This is a genomic window from Amycolatopsis sp. MEPSY49, from assembly GCF_051337345.1.
Classification (GTDB): domain Bacteria; phylum Actinomycetota; class Actinomycetes; order Mycobacteriales; family Pseudonocardiaceae; genus Amycolatopsis.
Window position 1 is genome coordinate 251,974 of record NZ_JBDLYJ010000007.1, and the last position, 17,252, is coordinate 269,225.

General features: G+C 72.4%; 20 protein-coding genes. 11 read left to right on the top strand and 9 right to left on the bottom strand.

Annotated features, from left to right (window positions below):
• The first annotated feature begins 113 nt into the window (after positions 1–113).
• Positions 114–707, top strand: coding sequence for a dihydrofolate reductase family protein (locus ABFJ78_RS29985; RefSeq protein ID WP_436389917.1), 594 nt, complete (start codon positions 114–116; stop codon positions 705–707).
• Here the strand turns inward: ABFJ78_RS29985 and ABFJ78_RS29990 are convergent.
• Positions 691–1,542, bottom strand: a complete 852-nt coding sequence (locus tag ABFJ78_RS29990) for a sigma-70 family RNA polymerase sigma factor (RefSeq protein WP_436389918.1) — start codon at positions 1,540–1,542, stop codon at positions 691–693. The genes ABFJ78_RS29985 and ABFJ78_RS29990 overlap by 17 nt on opposite strands.
• 64 nt (positions 1,543–1,606) lie before the next feature.
• On the opposite strand from ABFJ78_RS29990, the gene ABFJ78_RS29995 reads away from it, so the two are divergent.
• A complete protein-coding gene (locus ABFJ78_RS29995) occupies positions 1,607–2,650 on the top strand; it encodes an alkene reductase (RefSeq protein WP_436389919.1) in 1,044 nt (347 codons plus the stop codon).
• A gap of 105 nt (positions 2,651–2,755) precedes the next feature.
• Here the strand turns inward: ABFJ78_RS29995 and ABFJ78_RS30000 are convergent, their stop codons facing one another.
• From ABFJ78_RS30000 to ABFJ78_RS30010, 3 genes are read right to left on the bottom strand one after another with little or no spacing between them, the layout of a single operon-like run.
• Complete coding sequence (locus ABFJ78_RS30000; RefSeq protein WP_436389920.1) at positions 2,756–2,884, bottom strand: hypothetical protein; 129 nt, start codon at positions 2,882–2,884, stop codon at positions 2,756–2,758.
• A 4-nt stretch (positions 2,885–2,888) separates the two neighbouring features.
• The gene (locus ABFJ78_RS30005) at positions 2,889–3,224 is read right to left on the bottom strand and encodes a VOC family protein (protein ID WP_436389921.1); all 336 of its coding nucleotides are present in this window, start codon (positions 3,222–3,224) and stop codon (positions 2,889–2,891) included.
• A 10-nt stretch (positions 3,225–3,234) separates the two neighbouring features.
• Positions 3,235–3,507, bottom strand: coding sequence for a DUF6223 family protein (locus ABFJ78_RS30010; RefSeq protein ID WP_436389922.1), 273 nt, complete (start codon positions 3,505–3,507; stop codon positions 3,235–3,237).
• 230 nt (positions 3,508–3,737) lie between these two features.
• Between ABFJ78_RS30010 and ABFJ78_RS30015 the strand changes: the two genes are divergently transcribed.
• Together ABFJ78_RS30015 and ABFJ78_RS30020 are read left to right on the top strand one after the other, a co-directional pair.
• A complete protein-coding gene (locus ABFJ78_RS30015; RefSeq protein WP_436389923.1) occupies positions 3,738–4,832 on the top strand; it encodes a sensor histidine kinase in 1,095 nt (364 codons plus the stop codon).
• Positions 4,829–5,494, top strand: a complete 666-nt coding sequence (locus ABFJ78_RS30020) for a response regulator (protein WP_436389924.1) — start codon at positions 4,829–4,831, stop codon at positions 5,492–5,494. The genes ABFJ78_RS30015 and ABFJ78_RS30020 overlap by 4 nt, the downstream gene beginning before the upstream one ends.
• Here the strand turns inward: ABFJ78_RS30020 and ABFJ78_RS30025 are convergent.
• Both ABFJ78_RS30025 and ABFJ78_RS30030 read right to left on the bottom strand, forming a co-directional pair.
• The gene (locus ABFJ78_RS30025) at positions 5,463–5,609 is read right to left on the bottom strand and encodes a hypothetical protein (RefSeq protein ID WP_436389925.1); all 147 of its coding nucleotides are present in this window, start codon (positions 5,607–5,609) and stop codon (positions 5,463–5,465) included. The two genes, ABFJ78_RS30020 and ABFJ78_RS30025, sit on opposite strands and share 32 nt — an antisense overlap.
• A 66-nt stretch (positions 5,610–5,675) precedes the next feature.
• Positions 5,676–6,698 (bottom strand): C40 family peptidase, encoded by a 1,023-nt coding sequence (locus tag ABFJ78_RS30030; protein ID WP_436389926.1) that lies wholly within the window; start codon positions 6,696–6,698, stop codon positions 5,676–5,678.
• Between the two features lie 81 nt (positions 6,699–6,779).
• Here ABFJ78_RS30030 and ABFJ78_RS30035 point away from each other — a divergent pair, with 81 nt between their 5' ends.
• The 5 genes from ABFJ78_RS30035 to ABFJ78_RS30055 all read left to right on the top strand — a co-directional run bounded on the left by ABFJ78_RS30035 (position 6,780) and on the right by ABFJ78_RS30055 (position 10,574).
• Entirely contained in the window at positions 6,780–7,577 is a 798-nt protein-coding gene (locus ABFJ78_RS30035; protein WP_436389927.1) for a biotin--[acetyl-CoA-carboxylase] ligase, read from the top strand.
• An 85-nt stretch (positions 7,578–7,662) separates the two neighbouring features.
• A complete protein-coding gene (locus ABFJ78_RS30040; protein WP_436389928.1) occupies positions 7,663–8,247 on the top strand; it encodes a PH domain-containing protein in 585 nt (194 codons plus the stop codon).
• Positions 8,247–9,176 carry a hydroxymethylglutaryl-CoA lyase gene (locus ABFJ78_RS30045; RefSeq protein WP_436389929.1) on the top strand — a complete coding sequence of 310 codons (930 nt, stop codon included), beginning with the start codon at positions 8,247–8,249 and terminating at the stop codon, positions 9,174–9,176. The genes ABFJ78_RS30040 and ABFJ78_RS30045 overlap by 1 nt, the downstream gene beginning before the upstream one ends.
• A gap of 166 nt (positions 9,177–9,342) precedes the next feature.
• Positions 9,343–10,314, top strand: coding sequence for a TNT domain-containing protein (locus ABFJ78_RS30050; RefSeq protein WP_436389930.1), 972 nt, complete (start codon positions 9,343–9,345; stop codon positions 10,312–10,314).
• On the top strand, positions 10,314–10,574 hold the full coding sequence (locus ABFJ78_RS30055; protein ID WP_003105220.1) for a hypothetical protein: 261 nt from the start codon (positions 10,314–10,316) through the stop codon (positions 10,572–10,574). Before ABFJ78_RS30050 ends, ABFJ78_RS30055 begins: the two co-directional genes overlap by 1 nt.
• Before the next feature lie 70 nt (positions 10,575–10,644).
• On the opposite strand, the gene ABFJ78_RS30060 is transcribed toward ABFJ78_RS30055, so the two are convergent.
• Positions 10,645–13,887 (bottom strand): GH92 family glycosyl hydrolase, encoded by a 3,243-nt coding sequence (locus ABFJ78_RS30060; protein WP_436389931.1) that lies wholly within the window; start codon positions 13,885–13,887, stop codon positions 10,645–10,647.
• Between the two features lie 131 nt (positions 13,888–14,018).
• Positions 14,019–14,804 (bottom strand): histidinol-phosphatase, encoded by a 786-nt coding sequence (hisN, locus tag ABFJ78_RS30065; RefSeq protein ID WP_436389932.1) that lies wholly within the window; start codon positions 14,802–14,804, stop codon positions 14,019–14,021.
• A 42-nt stretch (positions 14,805–14,846) separates the two neighbouring features.
• Here hisN and ABFJ78_RS30070 point away from each other — a divergent pair, with 42 nt between their 5' ends.
• Both ABFJ78_RS30070 and ABFJ78_RS30075 read left to right on the top strand, forming a co-directional pair.
• Positions 14,847–15,542, top strand: a complete 696-nt coding sequence (locus ABFJ78_RS30070) for a response regulator transcription factor (protein WP_364460515.1) — start codon at positions 14,847–14,849, stop codon at positions 15,540–15,542.
• Between the two features lie 3 nt (positions 15,543–15,545).
• Entirely contained in the window at positions 15,546–16,829 is a 1,284-nt protein-coding gene (locus ABFJ78_RS30075; RefSeq protein WP_436389933.1) for an ATP-binding protein, read from the top strand.
• Here the strand turns inward: ABFJ78_RS30075 and ABFJ78_RS30080 are convergent.
• Positions 16,826–17,251 (bottom strand): Pvc16 family protein, encoded by a 426-nt coding sequence (locus ABFJ78_RS30080; RefSeq protein ID WP_436389934.1) that lies wholly within the window; start codon positions 17,249–17,251, stop codon positions 16,826–16,828. The two genes, ABFJ78_RS30075 and ABFJ78_RS30080, sit on opposite strands and share 4 nt — an antisense overlap.
• Between the last annotated feature and the right edge of the window lies 1 nt (position 17,252).

Genomic DNA, 17,252 nt, shown 5'->3' on the forward strand with positions numbered 1-17,252 from the left:
CGGCCACCCCGGAGCCGGATGTCGGCCAGGTGGCAGATCTTCCGGCCCGGGAAGCGCGGAAGACTTCTCATCAGCGAGGCAAACCGCCTCCGACCAGCACAAAGGAGCTAGAAATGGCCGACGTTATCGCCAACATGTCCATGTCCCTCGACGGCTTCGTGGCCGACTCCGAGGACCGCATCGACCACCTGTTCGGGTGGTTCGGCAACGGCGACGTCGAGGTCCCGACCGCCGTCGAGTGGGCGACCTTCAAGACCTCCGAGGCCAGCGCCGAGATGCTGCGCAACGCCATGGCCAACGTCGGCGCGCTGATCACCGGCCGCCGCCTGTTCAACCTCACCCAGGGCTGGGGCGGCGCGCACCCGATGGGCGTGCCGGTCTTCGTCGTCACCCACGAGGAGCCGGCGGACTGGCCGCACCCCGACGCGCCGTTCACCTTCGTCACCGACGGCCTCGAAAGCGCCGTCGAGCAGGCCAAGAAGGTCGCCGGCGACAAGAACGTCGCGGTCGCCAGCACGACGATCGCGCAGCAGTGCCTCAACCTCGGGCTGCTCGACGGCATCCAGGTCGACCTGATCCCGGTGCTCCTCGGCGAAGGCGTCCGGTTCTTCGACAACCTCGACGCCACCATCGCGCTGACCGGCCCCGACGTCGTCGAAGGCACCGGCGTGACGCACCTGTCCTACCGGGTCACGCGAGGAGCGTGACGTGCAGCGCGGCCAGGCGGGCGGGCTCGGCGACCACTTCGTACGCCGCCACCCGCTCGCCTTCGACCGCCACGGCGAGCGCGAGCAGCAGCCGGCCGCGCGGGGCCACGACGACGCCGACCGCGCCGTCCACCAAGGCCGCTTCGGCGAAGTGAGCCCGTTTCCCGAACACCTGCGTCTCCTCGGCCACCGCCCGCGCCCCACGCACTTCGAGGGCCGCTCCGACCGGCAACGCGGCCGCGTCGGCGCGGCGGACGACGTCGGGGGCCAGCACGTCGAGGAGCTCGTCGAGGTCGCCCCCGCGGGCCGCGGCGAGGAAGGCGTCGACCACCCGCCGGTGCCTGGCCAAGTCGGCCGGCGGCAGCGGGGACGTGCCCCGGACCCGCTGCCGCGCACGGCTCGCGAGCTTCTTCGCCGCGACCGGCGTGCGGTCCAGCACCGGCGCGATCCGCTCGAACGGCACCGCGAACAGATCGTGCAGCACGAACGCGATCCGCTCGGCCGGGCCCAGCGCGTCGAGCACGACGAGCAGCGCACGACCCACCGAGTCGGCCAGCTCGACTTCGGCGGCCGGGTCCGCGTCGGCCGCCGGCTCCGGCAGGACCTCGAACGGATCCTCGCGACGCGCCTTCCGTGAACGCAGGACGTCGAGGCAGACGCGGGAGACGACCGTCGTCAGCCACGCCGCCAGGTTGTCGACCGAGTCCACGCGGTTCAAGCGCAGCCAGGCCTCCTGGACGGCGTCGTCCGCCTCGGTCAGTGAGCCGAGCATCCGGAACGCCAGCCCGCGCAGCCTGCCGCGTTCGGCCTCGAACTCCTCGGCCAGCTCGTCCATCGGTCACCTTTCGCCCGCACCCACCGTCGCACTCCCGACGAATCCCGGCGACCAGAGGTGACCGATGAGCTTGCTGACCCCCGTCGACCTGGGCGCGTGGCGCCTGCCGAACCGCGTGGTGCTCGCCCCGACGACCCGCGCGCGCGTCCCGGACGGCGTGCCCGGCGACCTGCAGGCGGCCTATTACGCGCAGCGCGCCGGCGCCGGGCTGATCGTCACCGAGGGCACCTGGGTGAGCGAACGGGCCGTCGGCTTCCAGGGCGTTCCCGGGCTGTACACCGACGACCAGGTCGCCGGGTGGCGGCCGGTCACCGACGTCGTGCACGCGCTCGGCGCCCGGATCGTGGCGCAGCTGTGGCACACCGGCGCGGTGTCGCACCCGGACTTCCTCGGCGAGCGGCCGGCCGGGCCGTCGGCGGTCGACCCCGAGGAAACCGTGCACACCGCCTCGGGCCGGCGGCCGACCGTGACCCCGCGCGAGCTGAGCGCGGCCGAAATCCAGGCGGTCGTCGCGGACTACGCCCACGCGGCGGAGAACGCGCGGCGCGCCGGCTTCGACGGTGTCGAGCTGGCGGCCAACGGCGTGTACCTGCTCGCGCAGTTCCTGCACCCACGGCTGAACCGCCGCACCGACGGCTACGGCCGGTCGCGGAGCAAACTGCTGCTGGACGTCGTCGACGCCGTGCGCGCGGCCGGGATCGCCGTCGGGGTACGGCTTTCGCCGTGGTGGACCGGCGGACTGTTCACTGTGGACGAATCCCTGCGCGCCGAGTACGACGAGCTGGTGGCTTCACTGGAGGTCGCTTACCTCCATCTCCGCGGGCCCGATACCGGACCGGACTTCGCCGGCTTCGCCCGGTATCGACGGCTCTTCCGCGGCTCGCTGATCGTGAACAACGGCTTCGACCGCGACTCCGGCGACGCCGTGGTCGAGGCCGGGATCGCCGACGCCGTCTCGTACGCACGGCACTTCGTCGCGAACCCCGATCTTGTGACGCGGTTCGCGCTCGGCCTCCCGCTGGAAACCGCCGATCCGGCGACGTACTACGGCGGTGGCGCCGCCGGTTACGTCGAGCAGGCGGCCGCGCTCGCCGCGGTGTCCCGGTAGAACGGGCGGACTTCGGTGATGCGGCCGTCCGCCACAGCACCACGAGCGGGGACGCGGTGCTGAGGAACGCCTGCTCACCCAGCTCGAAGACGGCCCACGTGCGGCTCAGCTCGGAGAAAAGCCGCCGGTGGCGAAGTACCGGGCTTCGGCGGCATACATGCCTTCGAGAACGGAGACGCTCATGACGATCATCATGGCGGCCCGGCGGGCGGACGACCGGCGGAAACCGGCCATCGCGCTACTCGGGGCACCACACCGCCAGCTCGCTCCCGCCGGGCTCGCGGAAGTGGAAGCGCCGGCCGCCGGGGAAGGCGAACGGTTCCTTCGTCACCTCCCCACCGGCTGACTCGATCGCGGCGCGGGCCGCCGCCAGGTCGTCCGTGCGGACCGTGACCAGCGGCGCGCGGGCTTGCTCGGCCGGGTCCGCCTGGAAGCCGAAGGTGAGGCCGGCGGCCCGGACGTCCGTGTAGTCCGGGCCGTACGGCGTCACCTCCCAGCCGAAGGCGCGCGCGAAGAACTCGCCGGACGCGGTGGCCGACGTGGACGGGAACTCGACGAAGTCGACTTCGTACATGCTCCGGACGTTAGCGGCGGCCACCGACAAAACCGCGCGAGCGAGCCAGCGCCAGCCCGCCCAGCGCGACGGCGGCCAGCCCGATCACCAGGGCCGCCCAGCCCCCGACGATCCCGTACCCGGTGCCGGGACCGCCCTTGGCCATGGCGACGACGACCCCGCCCCCGGCCGCGCCGGCGAGCCCCGAACCCAGCGCGACGACGGCTCCCCGGCCGCGGGTCAGGGCCAGCACGCCGGCGACGACGCCGGCCACTCCCACCACCGCGGCGACCACGGACCACACACGCCCTGGCGTAAAGGCGTAAGTACTGACAGCGGCAAGGGTCATGGCGTACTCCCATCTTCGGTGTCCGGGAAGCATGTCCGCCGGACCGCCGCCCGTCGTCGTGCGGGCGCGGGCACTTCCGGCTGCCGCGGCCGGCGCAGGAACCGCGGATGTACCGCGTCCGCGGTAGCCCGCGACTGCTCTCCGAGCCGGATTCGCCGTCCGGAACATCCGGTTAGGGTGCGGGGATGCGGGTCGTGGACGGAGTGATCGCCGGCGGGGTGGCGGCGACGTTGCTGATCGCCGGGCTCTCGGCGCGGCACGCGCCCACGGACCTCGACGCGCTGGGGTACGCGCTCCTCGTGGCCGGCGGGCTGGCGCTGGTGGTGCGCCGCCGGGCTCCGATCGTCGTGCTGGCGGTGACCGCGGTGTGCGCGCTGGGCTACCAGGCCGCCGGGTTCGAAGTTCCGGTCGTCGCCTACCTGTTCGCGGTGTACGCCACTGTCCGGGCCGGACATCGCGTCGCCGCGGTGGTCGCGTCGGTGCTCATGCTCGGCGCGGTCCCGCTCGCGATCCTGGCTTCGGGCCTGCACGACACCGCCCAGGCGTTCACGCAGTCCCGCGACGTCCTCCAGATCGCGTGGCTGATCGCCGCCGGCGCCGCGGGGGAGGCGTTGCGCCAGGCCGAGCGCCGCGCCGACGAAGCCGAACGGACCCGCGAGGAGACCGCGCGCCGGCGTGCCGACGAGGAGCGGCTGCACATCGCGCGGGAGCTGCACGACTCGCTCACCCACCAGATCTCCGTCATCAAGCTCCAGGCCGAAGTGGCCGTCCACCTGGCGACCAAGCGCGGCGAAGAGGTGCCGGAGGCCTTGCTCGCGATCCGCGACGCGGGCCGTGACGCGGCGCGGGAACTGCGTGCGACGCTGGAGGCGTTGCGCGACGACGGCAAGAACCCGCCGCGCGGGCTCGACGACGTCCCGGACCTGGTGGACCGGGCCCGCTCGGGTGGTCTCGACGCGCGGTTGACGATCGAAGGCCGGTGCGACGACGTGCCGGCGGCGGTCGGCCGGACCGCCTACCGGATCGTCCAGGAGTCGCTGACGAACGTCGCCCGGCACGCCGCCGCGGCCACCGCGTCGGTCCGGATCGACCACCGGCCCGGCGCGCTGGTCGTCCGCGTCGACGACGACGGCAAGTCCACTGTGGACAGTACGCCGGGTGTCGGCCTGACCGGGATGCGCGAGCGCGTCACGGCGCTCGGCGGGCGGCTCCACGCCGGGCCGCGCAGCGAAGGCGGGTTCAGCGTCCGGGCCGAGCTCCCCGTGGACCACCCGGCATGATCCGCGTCCTGCTGGCCGACGACCAGCCACTCATCCGCAGCGGGTTCCGCGCGCTCCTCGACGCCGAGGCCGACGTCGAGGTGGTGGCCGAGGCCGCCGACGGCGGCGAAGCCGTGACACTCGCGCTGCGGCACCTGCCGGACGTCGTGCTCCTCGACGTCCGGATGCCGGGCGTCGACGGCCTCGAAGCGACCCGCCGGATCGCCGCGGACCCCGCGCTGGCCGCGGTGCACGTCGTCATCCTGACCAACTACGGCTTCGACGAGTACGTCTTCGAAGCCCTGCGCGCCGGCGCGGCGGGGTTCCTGGTGAAGGACATCCGGCCGGAGGACTTCCTGCACGCGGTGCGCGTCGCGGCCCGGGGCGACGCGCTGCTCGCGCCGTCGATCACCCGCAAGCTGATCGACCGGTACGTGACGCAGCCGCCGGTGCCCGAGGCGGGGCTGGCCGAACTGACCAACCGGGAGCGGGAGGCGGTCGCGCTGGTCGCGCGAGGCCTGTCCAATGACGAGATCGCGGCGCGGATGGTGATCAGCCCGTTGACCGCGAAGACGCACGTCAACCGGGCGATGGCGAAGCTGCGCGCGCGGGACCGGGCCCAGCTCGTGGTGTTCGCTTACGAGTCGGGCCTCAGCTCGCCGGCGAATCCGTCGCACGGCTGACGGTGAGCAGCAGCGGAACCCCCACGCCTTCCCGGGCGGCCAGGTCGGCGAGGAAACCGCCGAGCCGGCCGATCGCGTCCGGCGACCACTCGCGCAGCGTGCCTTCGAAAGTCACGCGGTGACGCGGCGGGCCGGCCCAGAGCGTGCCGGTACCACCGACCGAGTGCGGCGGGCTGGCGGGTCAGGCCGGGCGGCCCGCGCCCGCGTAGTCGTCGCCCTTCGAGTGGTACGTGTGGATCTGGATGGCCTGGCCCTCGGTCGGCGCGTTGATCATCAAGCCGTTGCCCAGGTACAGCCCCACGTGGTGGATGCGGGTCGCCGGGCTGCCGTAGAACACCAGGTCGCCCAGGCGGGGCTCCTGCGTGGCCGGCACCGGCGGCAGCGCGCGGAACTGGCTGTCCGCCGTCCGCGGCAACGCCACCCCCGCGCTGTCGTACGACGCCTTGGTCAGGCCCGAGCAGTCGAAGCCCGCCGCGCCCGCGTCGGGGCCGTTGCCGCCCCAGACGTACGGGAGGCCGAGCTGGCCCAGGGCGAACCGGGTCGCGTGGACCCGGGGCGATGACGCCGACGCCGGGTCCAGGGAGAGCGTCGCGTACAGCTGGGCCATACCGAGGACGCGCTGGCGGAACAGCTCCGTGTCATTGCCCGGGTGGTAGGCCGCGATCGCCTTCCACCAGCCCGGGCCCGCGCCGAGGTCCGTGCCGCCCGCGCACAGCGCCCGGCCGGCCGCGACCGGGGCCTCGCCGCCGTACTTCTTGGTCTGCGCCGCCGTCAGGCCCAGCAGGTTCCCGCCGCCGCGGCCGTGGTTCGACGCCGCCGAGCCGACGCCCGCCAGCGTGACCCACGAGAGGTGGCACGACGGGTCTTCGCTCCGCAGCGCCAGCTCGCCGTTCGCGTAGCCGATCAGCGCGTCGGCGGGGATGTCCAACGGCCCGGCCAGCTGGTCGGCCCACTGCTGCAGCGGGCTCTTGCCGCCCTGGCCGGACGCGCCCTGACCCGGCTCCTGTGCCTTCACCGGTGCGCTGACCTCGAGGACCGACGGGCCCGACGCCGCGTCGCGCGCCACCGGGAGCGGGGCGGGCGCGGGTTCGGGAGCGCGGTCGGCCAGCAGGAAGCCCGCGGTGACCAGACCCGCGACGAGCGGCAGCGCGACGAGCCCGCGCAGGGCCGCGCCACGAGCCCAGGAGGTCGGCTTGGTCGTCACGGGGTCCAACTTAGAAGAGCGCACCTCTAAGTGAACGACTGAGTAGCTTGCACGTTAGGGGGACTCTCATATGGTGGACACATGACCGAGATCGACGCTGCCCGCCTGGGTGCGGCACTCAAGGACCGGTACGCGCGGATCGACGTCGTCGAGCGCACCGGCTCCACCAACGCCGACCTGCGGAAAGCCCTCGAAGACGGCGCCGTGGACCGGACCGTTCTGCTCGCCGAAGAGCAGACCGCGGGCGTCGGACGCAGGGCGCGGCAGTGGAGCTCGCCGAAGGGCGCCGGGCTGTACCTCAGCGTGGCGCTGCGGCCGGAGGTCCCGTTCACGGCGCTGGGCTCACTCTCCGTCGTCGCCGGACTGGCCGTCCGGGCGGCCGCGGCCTCCGTCGGGGTCGACGCCACGCTCAAATGGCCCAACGACGTCCTCTCCGGCGGGGCCAAGTGCGCCGGGATCCTCGCCGAGGCCGTCGCCGGGAACCCGCCGTCGATCGTGCTCGGCATCGGCCTCAACGTCCTGCCGCTCGGCGACGTCCAGCCGGGCCCGGGCGGCCTGCCCGCGACGTCGCTCGCCGAGCTCGGCGCCACGAACACCGACCGCACCGACGTCGCGATCGCGCTGCTCACCGAGTTCGACGAGCTCGAGCAGCGCTGGCGCCTGGCGGGCGGCGACCTGACCGAGGCGGGCCTGCTCGGCGACTACCGCGCCCACTGCGCGACCCTCGGCCAGGACGTCGAGGTGCAGCTGCCGGACGGCACGTCGCTCACCGGGCGCGCCGCCGACATCGACGCCGCCGGCCAGCTGCAGGTCGACATGGTGGGCGGCCAGCGGCACACCGTGTTCGCGGGTGACGTGGTGCACGTCCGCCCGGCCTGATTCTTCGGGGCGTTGCACTCACCGGCCGGGCGTCTCGCCGGTACGGTGAGGCGACACCGCCGCACCGACCTTGGGAGCGTCCGCCGTGGCTTATCCGGACGATTTGCTCAGCGAGCAAGAGCACGTCGTGGTGCACAGTCACCCCCACTTCAAGATGCTGATCTTCCCGACGCTCGCGTTCCTGGTCACCCTGGGCGCCGGCAGCTGGCTGGCGATCCTCGCGAAGGACGCCGGCTCGCCGTGGAACACGGTCGGGCTGATCGCCATCGGGGTCGTCGCCCTCGTGCTGATCGTGTGGCTGTTCCTGGCGCCGCTCGTCCGCTGGCGGACCACCCACTTCATCGTGACCACCGACCGCCTCATCGCCCGCGAGGGCGTGCTGAAGCGCACCGGCATCGACATCCCGATGGGCCGCATCAACAGCGTCCAGTTCGAGCACGGCCTGCTCGACCGGGTCTTCGGCTGCGGCACCCTGATCATCGAGTCGGCGTCGGACGAGCCGCTGCGGTTCGAGGACATCCCGCACGTCGAGAAGGTGCACACGGTCATCTACCGCGAAGTCAACGACAACCCGTACGACGACTACCGCCCGGGCACCCAGCAGCCCCAGCGGACCGAGCCGTTGCCGCCCCAGGGCGGGCACCCGCCGCGCGGCGATCGCCGGCGCTGATGGGTACGCGCGAACTGGGCCTGCCGGAGCGGGTTCCCTCGGCGGGGGAGCTGCCGGAGCGGGTGACGATCTGGGAGGTCGGCCCGCGGGACGGCCTGCAGAACGAGAAGACGATCGTCCCGGTCGAGGTCAAGCTGGAGTTCCTCGACCGGCTCGCGGGCGCCGGCCTGACGACGCTGGAGGCGACGAGCTTCGTGCACCCGAAGTGGGTGCCGCAGCTGGCCGACGCCGAGCAGCTGCTCGCCGGGCTGGACCGCCGCGACGGCGTCCGCTACCCGGTGCTGGTGCCGAACGAGAAGGGCCTCAACCGGGCCCTCGACGCCGGCGTCGAGCACATCGCGATCTTCGCCAGCGCGACGGAGACGTTCGCGCGGAAGAACCTCAACTCGTCGCTGGACGAGCAGTTCGGGATGTTCGAGCCGGTCGTGACGCGGGCCCGGGAAGCCGGTCTGGACGTGCGCGGCTACCTCTCGATGTGCTTCGGCGACCCGTGGGAGGGGGCCGTGCCGGCCAAGCAGGTCGCCGACGCCGGCCGCCGCCTGCTCGACATGGGGTGCTCGCAGCTTTCGCTGGGCGACACCATCGGCGTCGCGACCGCGGGCCAGGTGGAGAACCTGGTCGGGCTCTTCGGCGATGTCGGTACTTTGGCCGTGCACTTCCACGACACCTACGGTCAGGCTCTGGCCAACACCCTGGCCGCGCTCCGATGTGGAGTGTCGACTGTGGACTCTTCGGCGGGCGGGCTTGGCGGCTGCCCGTACGCCGAGTCGGCGACGGGGAACCTGGCCACCGAAGACCTGGTGTGGATGCTCGACGGGCTGGGTATCGCTCACGGAGCCGACCTGGACGCGCTGGTGGCGGCCAGCACGTGGATGGCGGGACAGCTCGGCCGCCCGAGCCCGTCCCGCGTGGTCGCCGCGCTGAGCTGAGACATCCGGGGCCTCCGCCCCGGGCCGGGGGCTCCGCCACCCGGAGCCCTCGGAAAGAAGCAGACTCGCCCGCGCCCGCACCAGGGAGGTGCGGTATCAAGGGGGACCGGCAGCACCGCGGCCGCGTCGACCAGCACGTGCCCGCGGGCACCGACCGAGCCGGAGGATGGGTGTGACCGAGCCTTCCGAGGCGGGCTCCGAACCGGTCGAGGCCGACCTCGACACGGGGCCGATCCGGCTGCCCGATTACGGGCTGACGGATTCCGGTGCCTTCGAAGAGGCGCCGACCCCGCCCTCGGGCAACCCGGCGGCGTGGCCGCACGCGGTGTCACCGCTGCTGCCGCCGTTCCCCCTGCCCCCGGCCCCGCCGGCCCCGGCACCGGCTCCCGCTCCGGTCGCGCCACCGCCGCCGGTGGCGGGCCCGCCGCTCAACCCCGGTTCGCCGTCGCCGCTGCCGCCGCTCGGGTCGCCGCGCACGGAACGGGAAAGCGTTGTCGCGCTGTTCCTGGTGCACATGTTCCCGATCGGGCACCTCCCGGTCGCCATGGACAAGCCGGCGCTGCAGCTGCCGCTGCCCGACGACCCGGACGGCTTCGGCCCGAACGACCACCCGGACGCCCGGCTGATCTTCGACGACCAGGCGCTCACCAACGTCACCGCCGGGTTCCGCCGCTCGCCGACCGCGCCGTCGCGGCCGGTGCCACGGCACCTGACCGACGGGTACGTGCCGTACGCCCACGCGACGCAGGCGGTGTGGATCCGCCGGTTCGTCGTCGGGCACAGCGACCTCGGACCCGAGTACGCGTGGCCGCCGGGCGACTACTACCCGGAGGGCAGCGTCGACCACGCCGAGCCGGTGATGGTCCCGGCCAACACCGTGCTCGACCGCTTCGGCCCGGCGTACGGCCGCGTGTTCTTCGCCGACGGGACGCCCTTCGCGGAACGCTCGCTGCCGCCCGGGATGCTGGACGCCGAGTACCGCCGGTACGTCGTCGTGCGCGCGGTGCCGATGTGGCGGTCGGAGACGGCGAACTGGTTCGGCCAGGTCGGTGGCGGCACCCGGTACCGTGCGCTGCTGGCGGCCGACGAACTGGTGACCCTCGGCTACCTCGCCGAGGCCAAGGGGGATGAGGACTGATGAACACGCAGTCGATCCAGCGCTGGCTCGGCGTGCTGGGCGTGCCGCCGGAGGTCGTCTCGCTCGGCGCCGAGGTCGACAACGCCTGGTGCCTGATGCAGGGCGAGGACGAGGCTTGGGAGGTCTTCTGGCGGGAGCAGGGCAACCGCTACGACTGGGCGCGGTTCACCAGCGAGCAGGTGGCGTGCCACTACCTCTTCGGCCGGCTGGCCTGGGCGCAGGTCGCCCGCGGCGCCGTCGGCCTGCTGCCCGGCTCCTGAACGCCAAAGCCGCACTTTCACGTGAAAGTGCGGCCCGCAGGTCGGCACTTTCACGTGAAAGTGCGCATTTTCAGCTTATGGCGTTGGTGAAGATGTGTGCCTGACCCGCGCCGGTGGCCGTGGGCAGGGTGAGGGACTTGACCTGCTTGGCCGGGTCGAGGGCGATCGGGGCCGTCGCGAACAGGTACGACGTGTACGGCCGCTGCAGCCGGAACATGTACCGGGGGAACCCGGAATTCACGTACGGCACCGTCGCGACGACCGTGTTCCCGAACTGCGGTGTCTCCTCGCCGCCCTTCAGCAACCACTCCGACAGGCCCAGTTGTGCTTGCTGCGTCGAGCCGTCGGTGTAGGTGACGGTCACGCTGCCCTGCGCGTCACCGCCGGTCGCCGAACCGAGGAACGACAGCTTCGTCGCCCCCTTGGCCGCGTTCACCGCAAGCGTTTGCCCCGCGGCGATCACGTTGTCCGGAGACCCCGCCGGACTCGACGGCCAGGTGAACTCCCGCACCTTCGCGCCCGGCTCGATGCCACTCTTCGCCAGGCCTTGGGCGGAGTAGGCGAACTGGCCCGGGTAGAGGTCGGTCTCGCCGAAGTCGCCGTACTGGACGAACCGGTCGTCCGTGACGCCGACGTTCGTGTTCGCCGCGTGCAGCGACCCCGGCGTCCCGACCGTCACCGGCAGCCGCGCGGGCACTTGACCGCCGAACTCCACGGGCACGCTCGTGTACGCGTCCGCCGCGCCCGCGGCCGCGGACACGCGAACTTGCTGCGAAGCGGACCCGTGCGGGCCCACGGTGAGCGTCCCGCTCGACGGCGTCACGGTGATCCCGGCCGGCGGTTTCGCCTGCCACGTCACCGTGCCGGCGCCGGTGATGCCTTCCGCGATGACCGTGGCCGTCGTCGCGGAGCCGGGCGCGACGACCACGCGACCGGGTCCGACGCGTCCGCGCACCGGAACTTCACCGTCGCGGAAGGACGGTGGGACGTCGGAAGCGCCCGAGCCCCACGACGTCGGCGACGCGCCGAGCGTGAAGTCGAGCCGGCCGCCGTTGACCGCGAAGGACTCCGGCAGCCACGGCTTGGTGCTCGGCTTGCCGTTCACGCGGAGGGCCTGCACGTACTTCACCGAGCTGGACGCGCCGGGCGCGGTGATCGTGATCCGCTGCCCGGTCGCGCGGGTCAGCGTGATCTTCGGGAACATCGGGCTGGCCAGCACCATCTCGGCGCGGCCGGGTGCCTCCGGGTACATGCCGAGCGCGGCGAAGACGTACCACGCCGACGTCGCGCCGAGGTCGTCGTTGCCGGGCAGGCCGTCCTCGGTCGGCTTGAACAGCAGTTCCGCCGAGCGGCGCACGATGTCCTGCGTCTTCGACGGCGCGCCCGCGTACGCGTACTCCCACGGCACCTCGAACGACGGCTCGTTCGACATGAACGCGTACGGCGAATCGGCGTCGCTGTTCAGCTTCGTGAAGAAGAAGTCGAGCCGCTTCTTCGCCGCGTCGTCGCCGCCCATCGCGTCGAAGAGCCCGCGCACGTCGTACGGCACCATCCACGTGTACTGCGCCGCATTCCCTTCCTGGTAGCGCATTTCCTCGTACTTCGCGGGGTCGAACGGCGACAGGAACTGGCCGTCGCGCAGCCGGGTCTGGAGGTAGCCCGTCGCCGGGTTGTAGACGTTCTCCCAGTACTGGGCCCGTGACATGAACCGGTGGTAGGTATCGGAAGCACCGAGCCGCTGGGCCAGCTGGGCGATGCCGAAGTCCGCCGTCGTCTCCTCGAGCATGTCGGAGACGTTGTTGGGGTGGTAGCCGAGCGTCAGGTAGTCCGACAGGCCCGGCCGTTCGAGCGCGCGTTCGCCGGCCTGCTGGACGCGGGTGGCGCCGGTGACCATCGACTTCAGCGCCCGGGACGCGTCGAAATCCGTGGCTCCGAAGGCATATGTGCTCGCGATGATCGAGTGGTACGGGTCGCCGCCCATCACGCCCATGAAGTCGTTGTTCTGCGACCACCGGTCCCAGATCCCGCCGGCCTGGTCAGCCTGGTTGAGCATCGACTGCGCCATGTCGGCGGCCTCGTGCGGCGCCAGCATCGACAGCAGCTGGACCTCGTCGCGGTAGGTGTCCCAGCCGGAGAAGTTGGCGTACTGCGCGTGGCCCGGCTTGGCGAGGTGGATCTTCTTGTCGAAGCCCGCGTACCGACCGTCCACATCGGAAAAGACGTTCGGCTGCATGAGCGTGTGGTAGAGCGCGGTGTAGAACGTCCGGGTCGCCGCGTCCGTGCCGCCTTCGACGGTGATCTGCCGCAGCCGGTCGTTCCAGGCTTGACGTGCTCGCGTCCGCACCGTGTCGAAGGAGTCGTGACGTTGCTCCAGCAAGGCGTTCAGCCGCGCACCGGCCAGGTCCACATAGGACACGCCGACGCGCACCTGCACCGGCTTGGCCGGGTCGAAGGTGAGGTAGGCGCCCGAGCCGCCGTCGGCGGTGACGACCTGCTTGTCCCACGTCGTCTTGCTCAGGTTGCCGCCGCGGGCACTGGTGCCGCCGGGCGTCACGGTGGCGTCTTGCCAGGTCCCGGACGTCGTGAACGGCTGGTCGAACGCCGCCGTGAAGTAGATCTTGTACGTGTTGGGGCCACGGCAGAAGTGGCCGCTGGACACCCACCCGGAGACGGTCCGGTTCGCCGCGTCGACGGTCACGGCCGCGTCGTCGCTGCCCATCGCCGACTGCGCGACGTCGATGAGCAGCGTGGCGGGGGAGTTCTTCGGGAAGGTGAAGCGGCCCAGGCCGGAGCGCTGGGTCGCGGTCAGCTCGGTTGTGATGCCGGAGTCCGTGGTCACCTTGTAGTAGCCGGGCGACGCGGATTCGTTGGCGTGGCTGAAGGTGGGGAAGTACTTCGTCGCGTCGACGGCGGGCGAAGTGGTGATCTTCCCGGCGAACGGCAGGAACGGGACGTCACCGGCGGCGCCGCCGCAGCCGGCGCCGTTGAAGTGGGTGAGGCTGAAGCCGCGGAGCCCGTTCTCTTCCCAGGCGTAGCCGCCGTCGCGGTCGCGGGCGTAGTACCGGCCCTGCCCGGCGGGCGGCTTGGGCTGCAGCGGCGTGTCGGGACTCCACTGCACCATGCCGAAGGGGACGTCGGCGCCGGGGAACGTGTCGCCGGCGTAGGTGTTGGTCTCGGGGGTGTCGCCGGCCTTCGCGCCGACGAACGGGTTGACGTACGAGGCGGGATCGTGGCTCGGGGTCTCGGCGAGTGCGGGGCTGGCCACGGCCGTGACCAGGGGAATGACCAAAGCCGCGGTGACGACTCTGCGCATGCTCTTCCTCCCGGGGAGCGGGCCGCCCGTGGTGACAACGTTGTCAACGGACCGGGTGACCCGGCGAGCACTGGGAGTGAACCACCGGTGGTCGGACCGGTCAAGAAGTTCCCGCCGAGCGGCCTATCCGGTTACCGCTTGAGGAGCGCGAGCGCGTCGTCGTGGAGCAGGCCGTTGGTCGACAGCGCGCTCCCGTTGTCGTACCGCGCGACGCCGTCGAGGTCGCTGAAGCGCCCGCCGGCCTCGGTGACGATCACCTGCGCCGCCGCGACGTCCCACGGGTTCACGATGCACTCCGCCGCGACGTCCAGGGCGCCCTCGGCCACCAGCGCGTGGTGCCAGAAGTCGCCGAACGCGCGGGTCTCCCAGCACGCGTCCACCAAGCCGAGGTACTTCTCGCGCGAGTGGTACTCCGTCCACGAGTTCAAGTCCGTAGTGGACAGATAAGCGTCCGAAAGGGACGAAACCTTCGAAACCGACAGCTGCCGCGTCCCGGCGGAATCCGACGAAAACGCGCCCGCTCCCGAAGCCGCCCACCAGCGGCGGCCCAGCAGCGGCGCGCTGATCATGCCGACGACCGGGTCGCCGTCCTCCACGAGGGCGATAAGGGTCGCCCAGACGGGTACACCTCGGAGGAAGTTCTTGGTGCCGTCGATCGGGTCGAGCACCCACGCCCGGCCGGTCGCCGCCGAGCCGCCGCGCTCCTCGCCGAGCACCGCGTCCGCCGGCCGCGCTTCCGCGAGCACGGAACGGATCGCGTCCTCCACCGCGGTGTCCGCGTCGGTCACCGGGGTGCGGTCGGGCTTGCGCTCCACCGCCAGGTCCAGCGCGCGGAACCGCGCCGTCGTGATCGCGTCGGCGGCGTCGGCCAGCCGGGTGGCGAGGGCCAGATCATCTTCGTAGCCAGGCACGGTCACGATGGTTTCACGCCCGCGCGCCGTAGAGTTGGCCAGGTGAGCATGGTCCTACTTGCCGAAGACGATCCGGCCATCGCCGAACCGCTCTCCCGCGCCCTCGAACGCGAGGGATACGAGATCCACGTCGTCACCGACGGCCCTTCTGTCCTCGACGCGACCGCCGCCCAGAAGGTCGACCTGCTCGTGCTCGACCTCGGGCTGCCCGGCATGGACGGGCTCGAGGTCTGCCGGCGCCTGCGCGCGGGCGGCACCGAGCTGCCCGTCCTGATGCTCACCGCCCGGACCGACGAGGTCGACTTCGTCGTCGGCCTGGACGCGGGCGCCGACGACTACGTCGCCAAGCCCTTCCGGCTCGCCGAGCTGCTCGCCCGGATCCGTGCGCTGCTGCGCCGCCGGGTGCCCGAGGTGCTGGAGGCCGGCGGGGTGCGGATGGACCTCGGCGCGCGGCTGGTCACCGTCGACCTGCACGAGGTCCAGCTCGCGAACAAGGAGTTCGAGCTGCTGCGCGTCCTGATGAGCCGCGCCGGGCAGGTCGTCAGCCGCGACGAGATCCTCGCCGAGGTCTGGAACGACCTCGAGTCGAAGACGTCCAAGACGCTCGACATGCACATGTCGTGGCTGCGGCGGAAGCTCGCCATCGCCGCCGACGAGGCCGCCGGGCGCACCAGCAAGGCCCACGACGGCGAGCGGCGGATCGCGACCGTCCGCGGCGTCGGCTTCCGGTTCAACGCCGAATAAGCCGTGCGCCGCCGCATCCTGCTGGCCATCCTGCTGGCCGTCGCCGTCACCGCGGCGGTACTGGGCATCCCGCTGGGCATCGTGGCGAGCTGGCAGATCGAGTCGAGCTACCGCGAGACGCTCGCCGAGAACGCCCGCGCGGCGGCGGCGATCCTGGACACCGAGATCGCCAACGGCCAGGCGATCGACCTCGACCAGGTGCGCGCGGCGGTCCCGGCGAACGGCCTGCTCACCGTGCAGGTCCCCAATCAGCAGGAGAAGCGCTACGGCAACGACCCGGGCCCGGCCACCGTCGTCGAGACGGCCGATCTGGCCCGCGACGGCAAGGTCGCGATCGCCGTCCCGGCCGGCCCGATGCACGAGCGCCAGACGACCGTGACGCTGGTCGTCGTGCTGCTGGTGCTGCTGTCGGTCGCCACCGGCGCGGTGGTCGCGATCGCGACGGCCCGGCGGCTCGCGAAGCCCCTGCGGCACGTCGCCGAACGCGCGTCCCGCCTCGGCGGCGGCGACTTCCGGCCCGACCCGAGCCGCTACGGCGTCGGCGAGCTCGACATGGTCGCCGAAGCGCTCGACGCGTCCGGCACCGCGCTCGCCCAGCTCGTGCAGCGGGAACGCCAGCTCGTCGGCGACGTCTCGCACCAGCTGCGCAGCCGGCTGACGGCGCTGCAGCTGCGGCTGGAACCGCTCACCGTGCACCCGGACGAAGAGGTGGCCGACGAGTCGAAGGCGGCCCAGGAGCAGGCCGACCGGCTCGCCGAAGCGCTGGACGAGCTGCTGGCCGCGGCCCGTGCGGCGCGCGAGGTCGGCGCCGAACCGGTGGACCTGCCGACCCAGCTGCCCGAAATGGCGCAGGAGTGGCGTGAGCTGCTCCGCTCGGAAGGCCGCAACCTCCGCATGCGGGTGGCCGACGGCCTGATGGCCCGCGCGACCCCGGGGCGCCTGCGCGAGGTGGTCGGCGTGCTGCTGGACAACGCCCTGCGCCACGGTGCGGGCACGGTCATGGTGTCCGCCCGCCGCGGCGACGCCGAGGGCACGGTGGTGATCGAGGTCAGCGACACGGGTTCGGGCGTGCCGGACGAGCTGGCCCCGCACATCTTCGAGCGCGGGTTTTCGGGCGGCGGGTCGACCGGCGTCGGGCTGGCGCTGGCGCGCGCCCTGGTGGAGGCGGACGGCGGCCGGCTGGAGCTGTCGAACCGGCGGCCGGCGGTGTTCAGCCTCTTCCTCAAGGTGCCGCGGCCGAGCGACGTGCCCGAGGTCCGGTGGCCCGCGGAGCGCGTCCCGCGTTAGTCGGCGTCGGCCGTGACGAGCAGGACGAACCCGGCTCGCGCGGGCATGCCCAGGCTGGTCCACAGTCCCGTCGGATCCGTTGCGGCCAACGACATCCGTACCGGGGAAGCGCTTTCCGAGGGCAGCTGCCCGGCGTCGAGGACCGCGTGGAGCGCGGCGTCGAGCAGGGCGTGTTCGTCCTGGACCGCTCCGGCCCGGGCCGTGACGAGGTAGGAAAGCGCGCAGCGCCGGGCCGCGCGCTTCCCTTCCCCCTCGTTTCCCTCCCCGACGGCGTCGCGCAGCGCGAAGAGGAACAGCTCCACGCTCCGCACCTGCGACTCCGTCTGCCAGGTCGGTTTCGGCGGATCGAGCCGGATCTGTGTCCCCGCCGGCAGGCGAGGCCGCAGCAGCCGGCACAGGGCCTCGTCGACCTGGGCGATCATG

What these genes read in the sequence shown, in the direction of transcription:
- ABFJ78_RS29990 (WP_436389918.1), bottom strand. Translation starts at nt 1,542, where the DNA reads ATGGACGAGCTGGCCGAGGAGTTCGAGGCCGAACGCGGCAGGCTGCGC.
- ABFJ78_RS30055 (WP_003105220.1), top strand. Translation starts at nt 10,314, where the DNA reads ATGAACACGCAGTCGATCCAGCGCTGGCTCGGCGTGCTGGGCGTGCCG.
- ABFJ78_RS30070 (WP_364460515.1), top strand. Translation starts at nt 14,847, where the DNA reads ATGGTCCTACTTGCCGAAGACGATCCGGCCATCGCCGAACCGCTCTCC.
- ABFJ78_RS30020 (WP_436389924.1), top strand. Translation starts at nt 4,829, where the DNA reads ATGATCCGCGTCCTGCTGGCCGACGACCAGCCACTCATCCGCAGCGGG.
- ABFJ78_RS30000 (WP_436389920.1), bottom strand. Translation starts at nt 2,884, where the DNA reads ATGGCCGGTTTCCGCCGGTCGTCCGCCCGCCGGGCCGCCATGATGATC.
- ABFJ78_RS30045 (WP_436389929.1), top strand. Translation starts at nt 8,247, where the DNA reads ATGGGTACGCGCGAACTGGGCCTGCCGGAGCGGGTTCCCTCGGCGGGG.
- ABFJ78_RS30035 (WP_436389927.1), top strand. Translation starts at nt 6,780, where the DNA reads ATGACCGAGATCGACGCTGCCCGCCTGGGTGCGGCACTCAAGGACCGG.
- ABFJ78_RS30080 (WP_436389934.1), bottom strand. Translation starts at nt 17,251, where the DNA reads ATGATCGCCCAGGTCGACGAGGCCCTGTGCCGGCTGCTGCGGCCTCGC.
- ABFJ78_RS30005 (WP_436389921.1), bottom strand. Translation starts at nt 3,224, where the DNA reads ATGTACGAAGTCGACTTCGTCGAGTTCCCGTCCACGTCGGCCACCGCG.
- ABFJ78_RS29995 (WP_436389919.1), top strand. Translation starts at nt 1,607, where the DNA reads ATGAGCTTGCTGACCCCCGTCGACCTGGGCGCGTGGCGCCTGCCGAAC.
- ABFJ78_RS30060 (WP_436389931.1), bottom strand. Translation starts at nt 13,887, where the DNA reads ATGCGCAGAGTCGTCACCGCGGCTTTGGTCATTCCCCTGGTCACGGCC.
- ABFJ78_RS30050 (WP_436389930.1), top strand. Translation starts at nt 9,343, where the DNA reads ATGGGTGTGACCGAGCCTTCCGAGGCGGGCTCCGAACCGGTCGAGGCC.
- ABFJ78_RS29985 (WP_436389917.1), top strand. Translation starts at nt 114, where the DNA reads ATGGCCGACGTTATCGCCAACATGTCCATGTCCCTCGACGGCTTCGTG.
- ABFJ78_RS30015 (WP_436389923.1), top strand. Translation starts at nt 3,738, where the DNA reads ATGCGGGTCGTGGACGGAGTGATCGCCGGCGGGGTGGCGGCGACGTTG.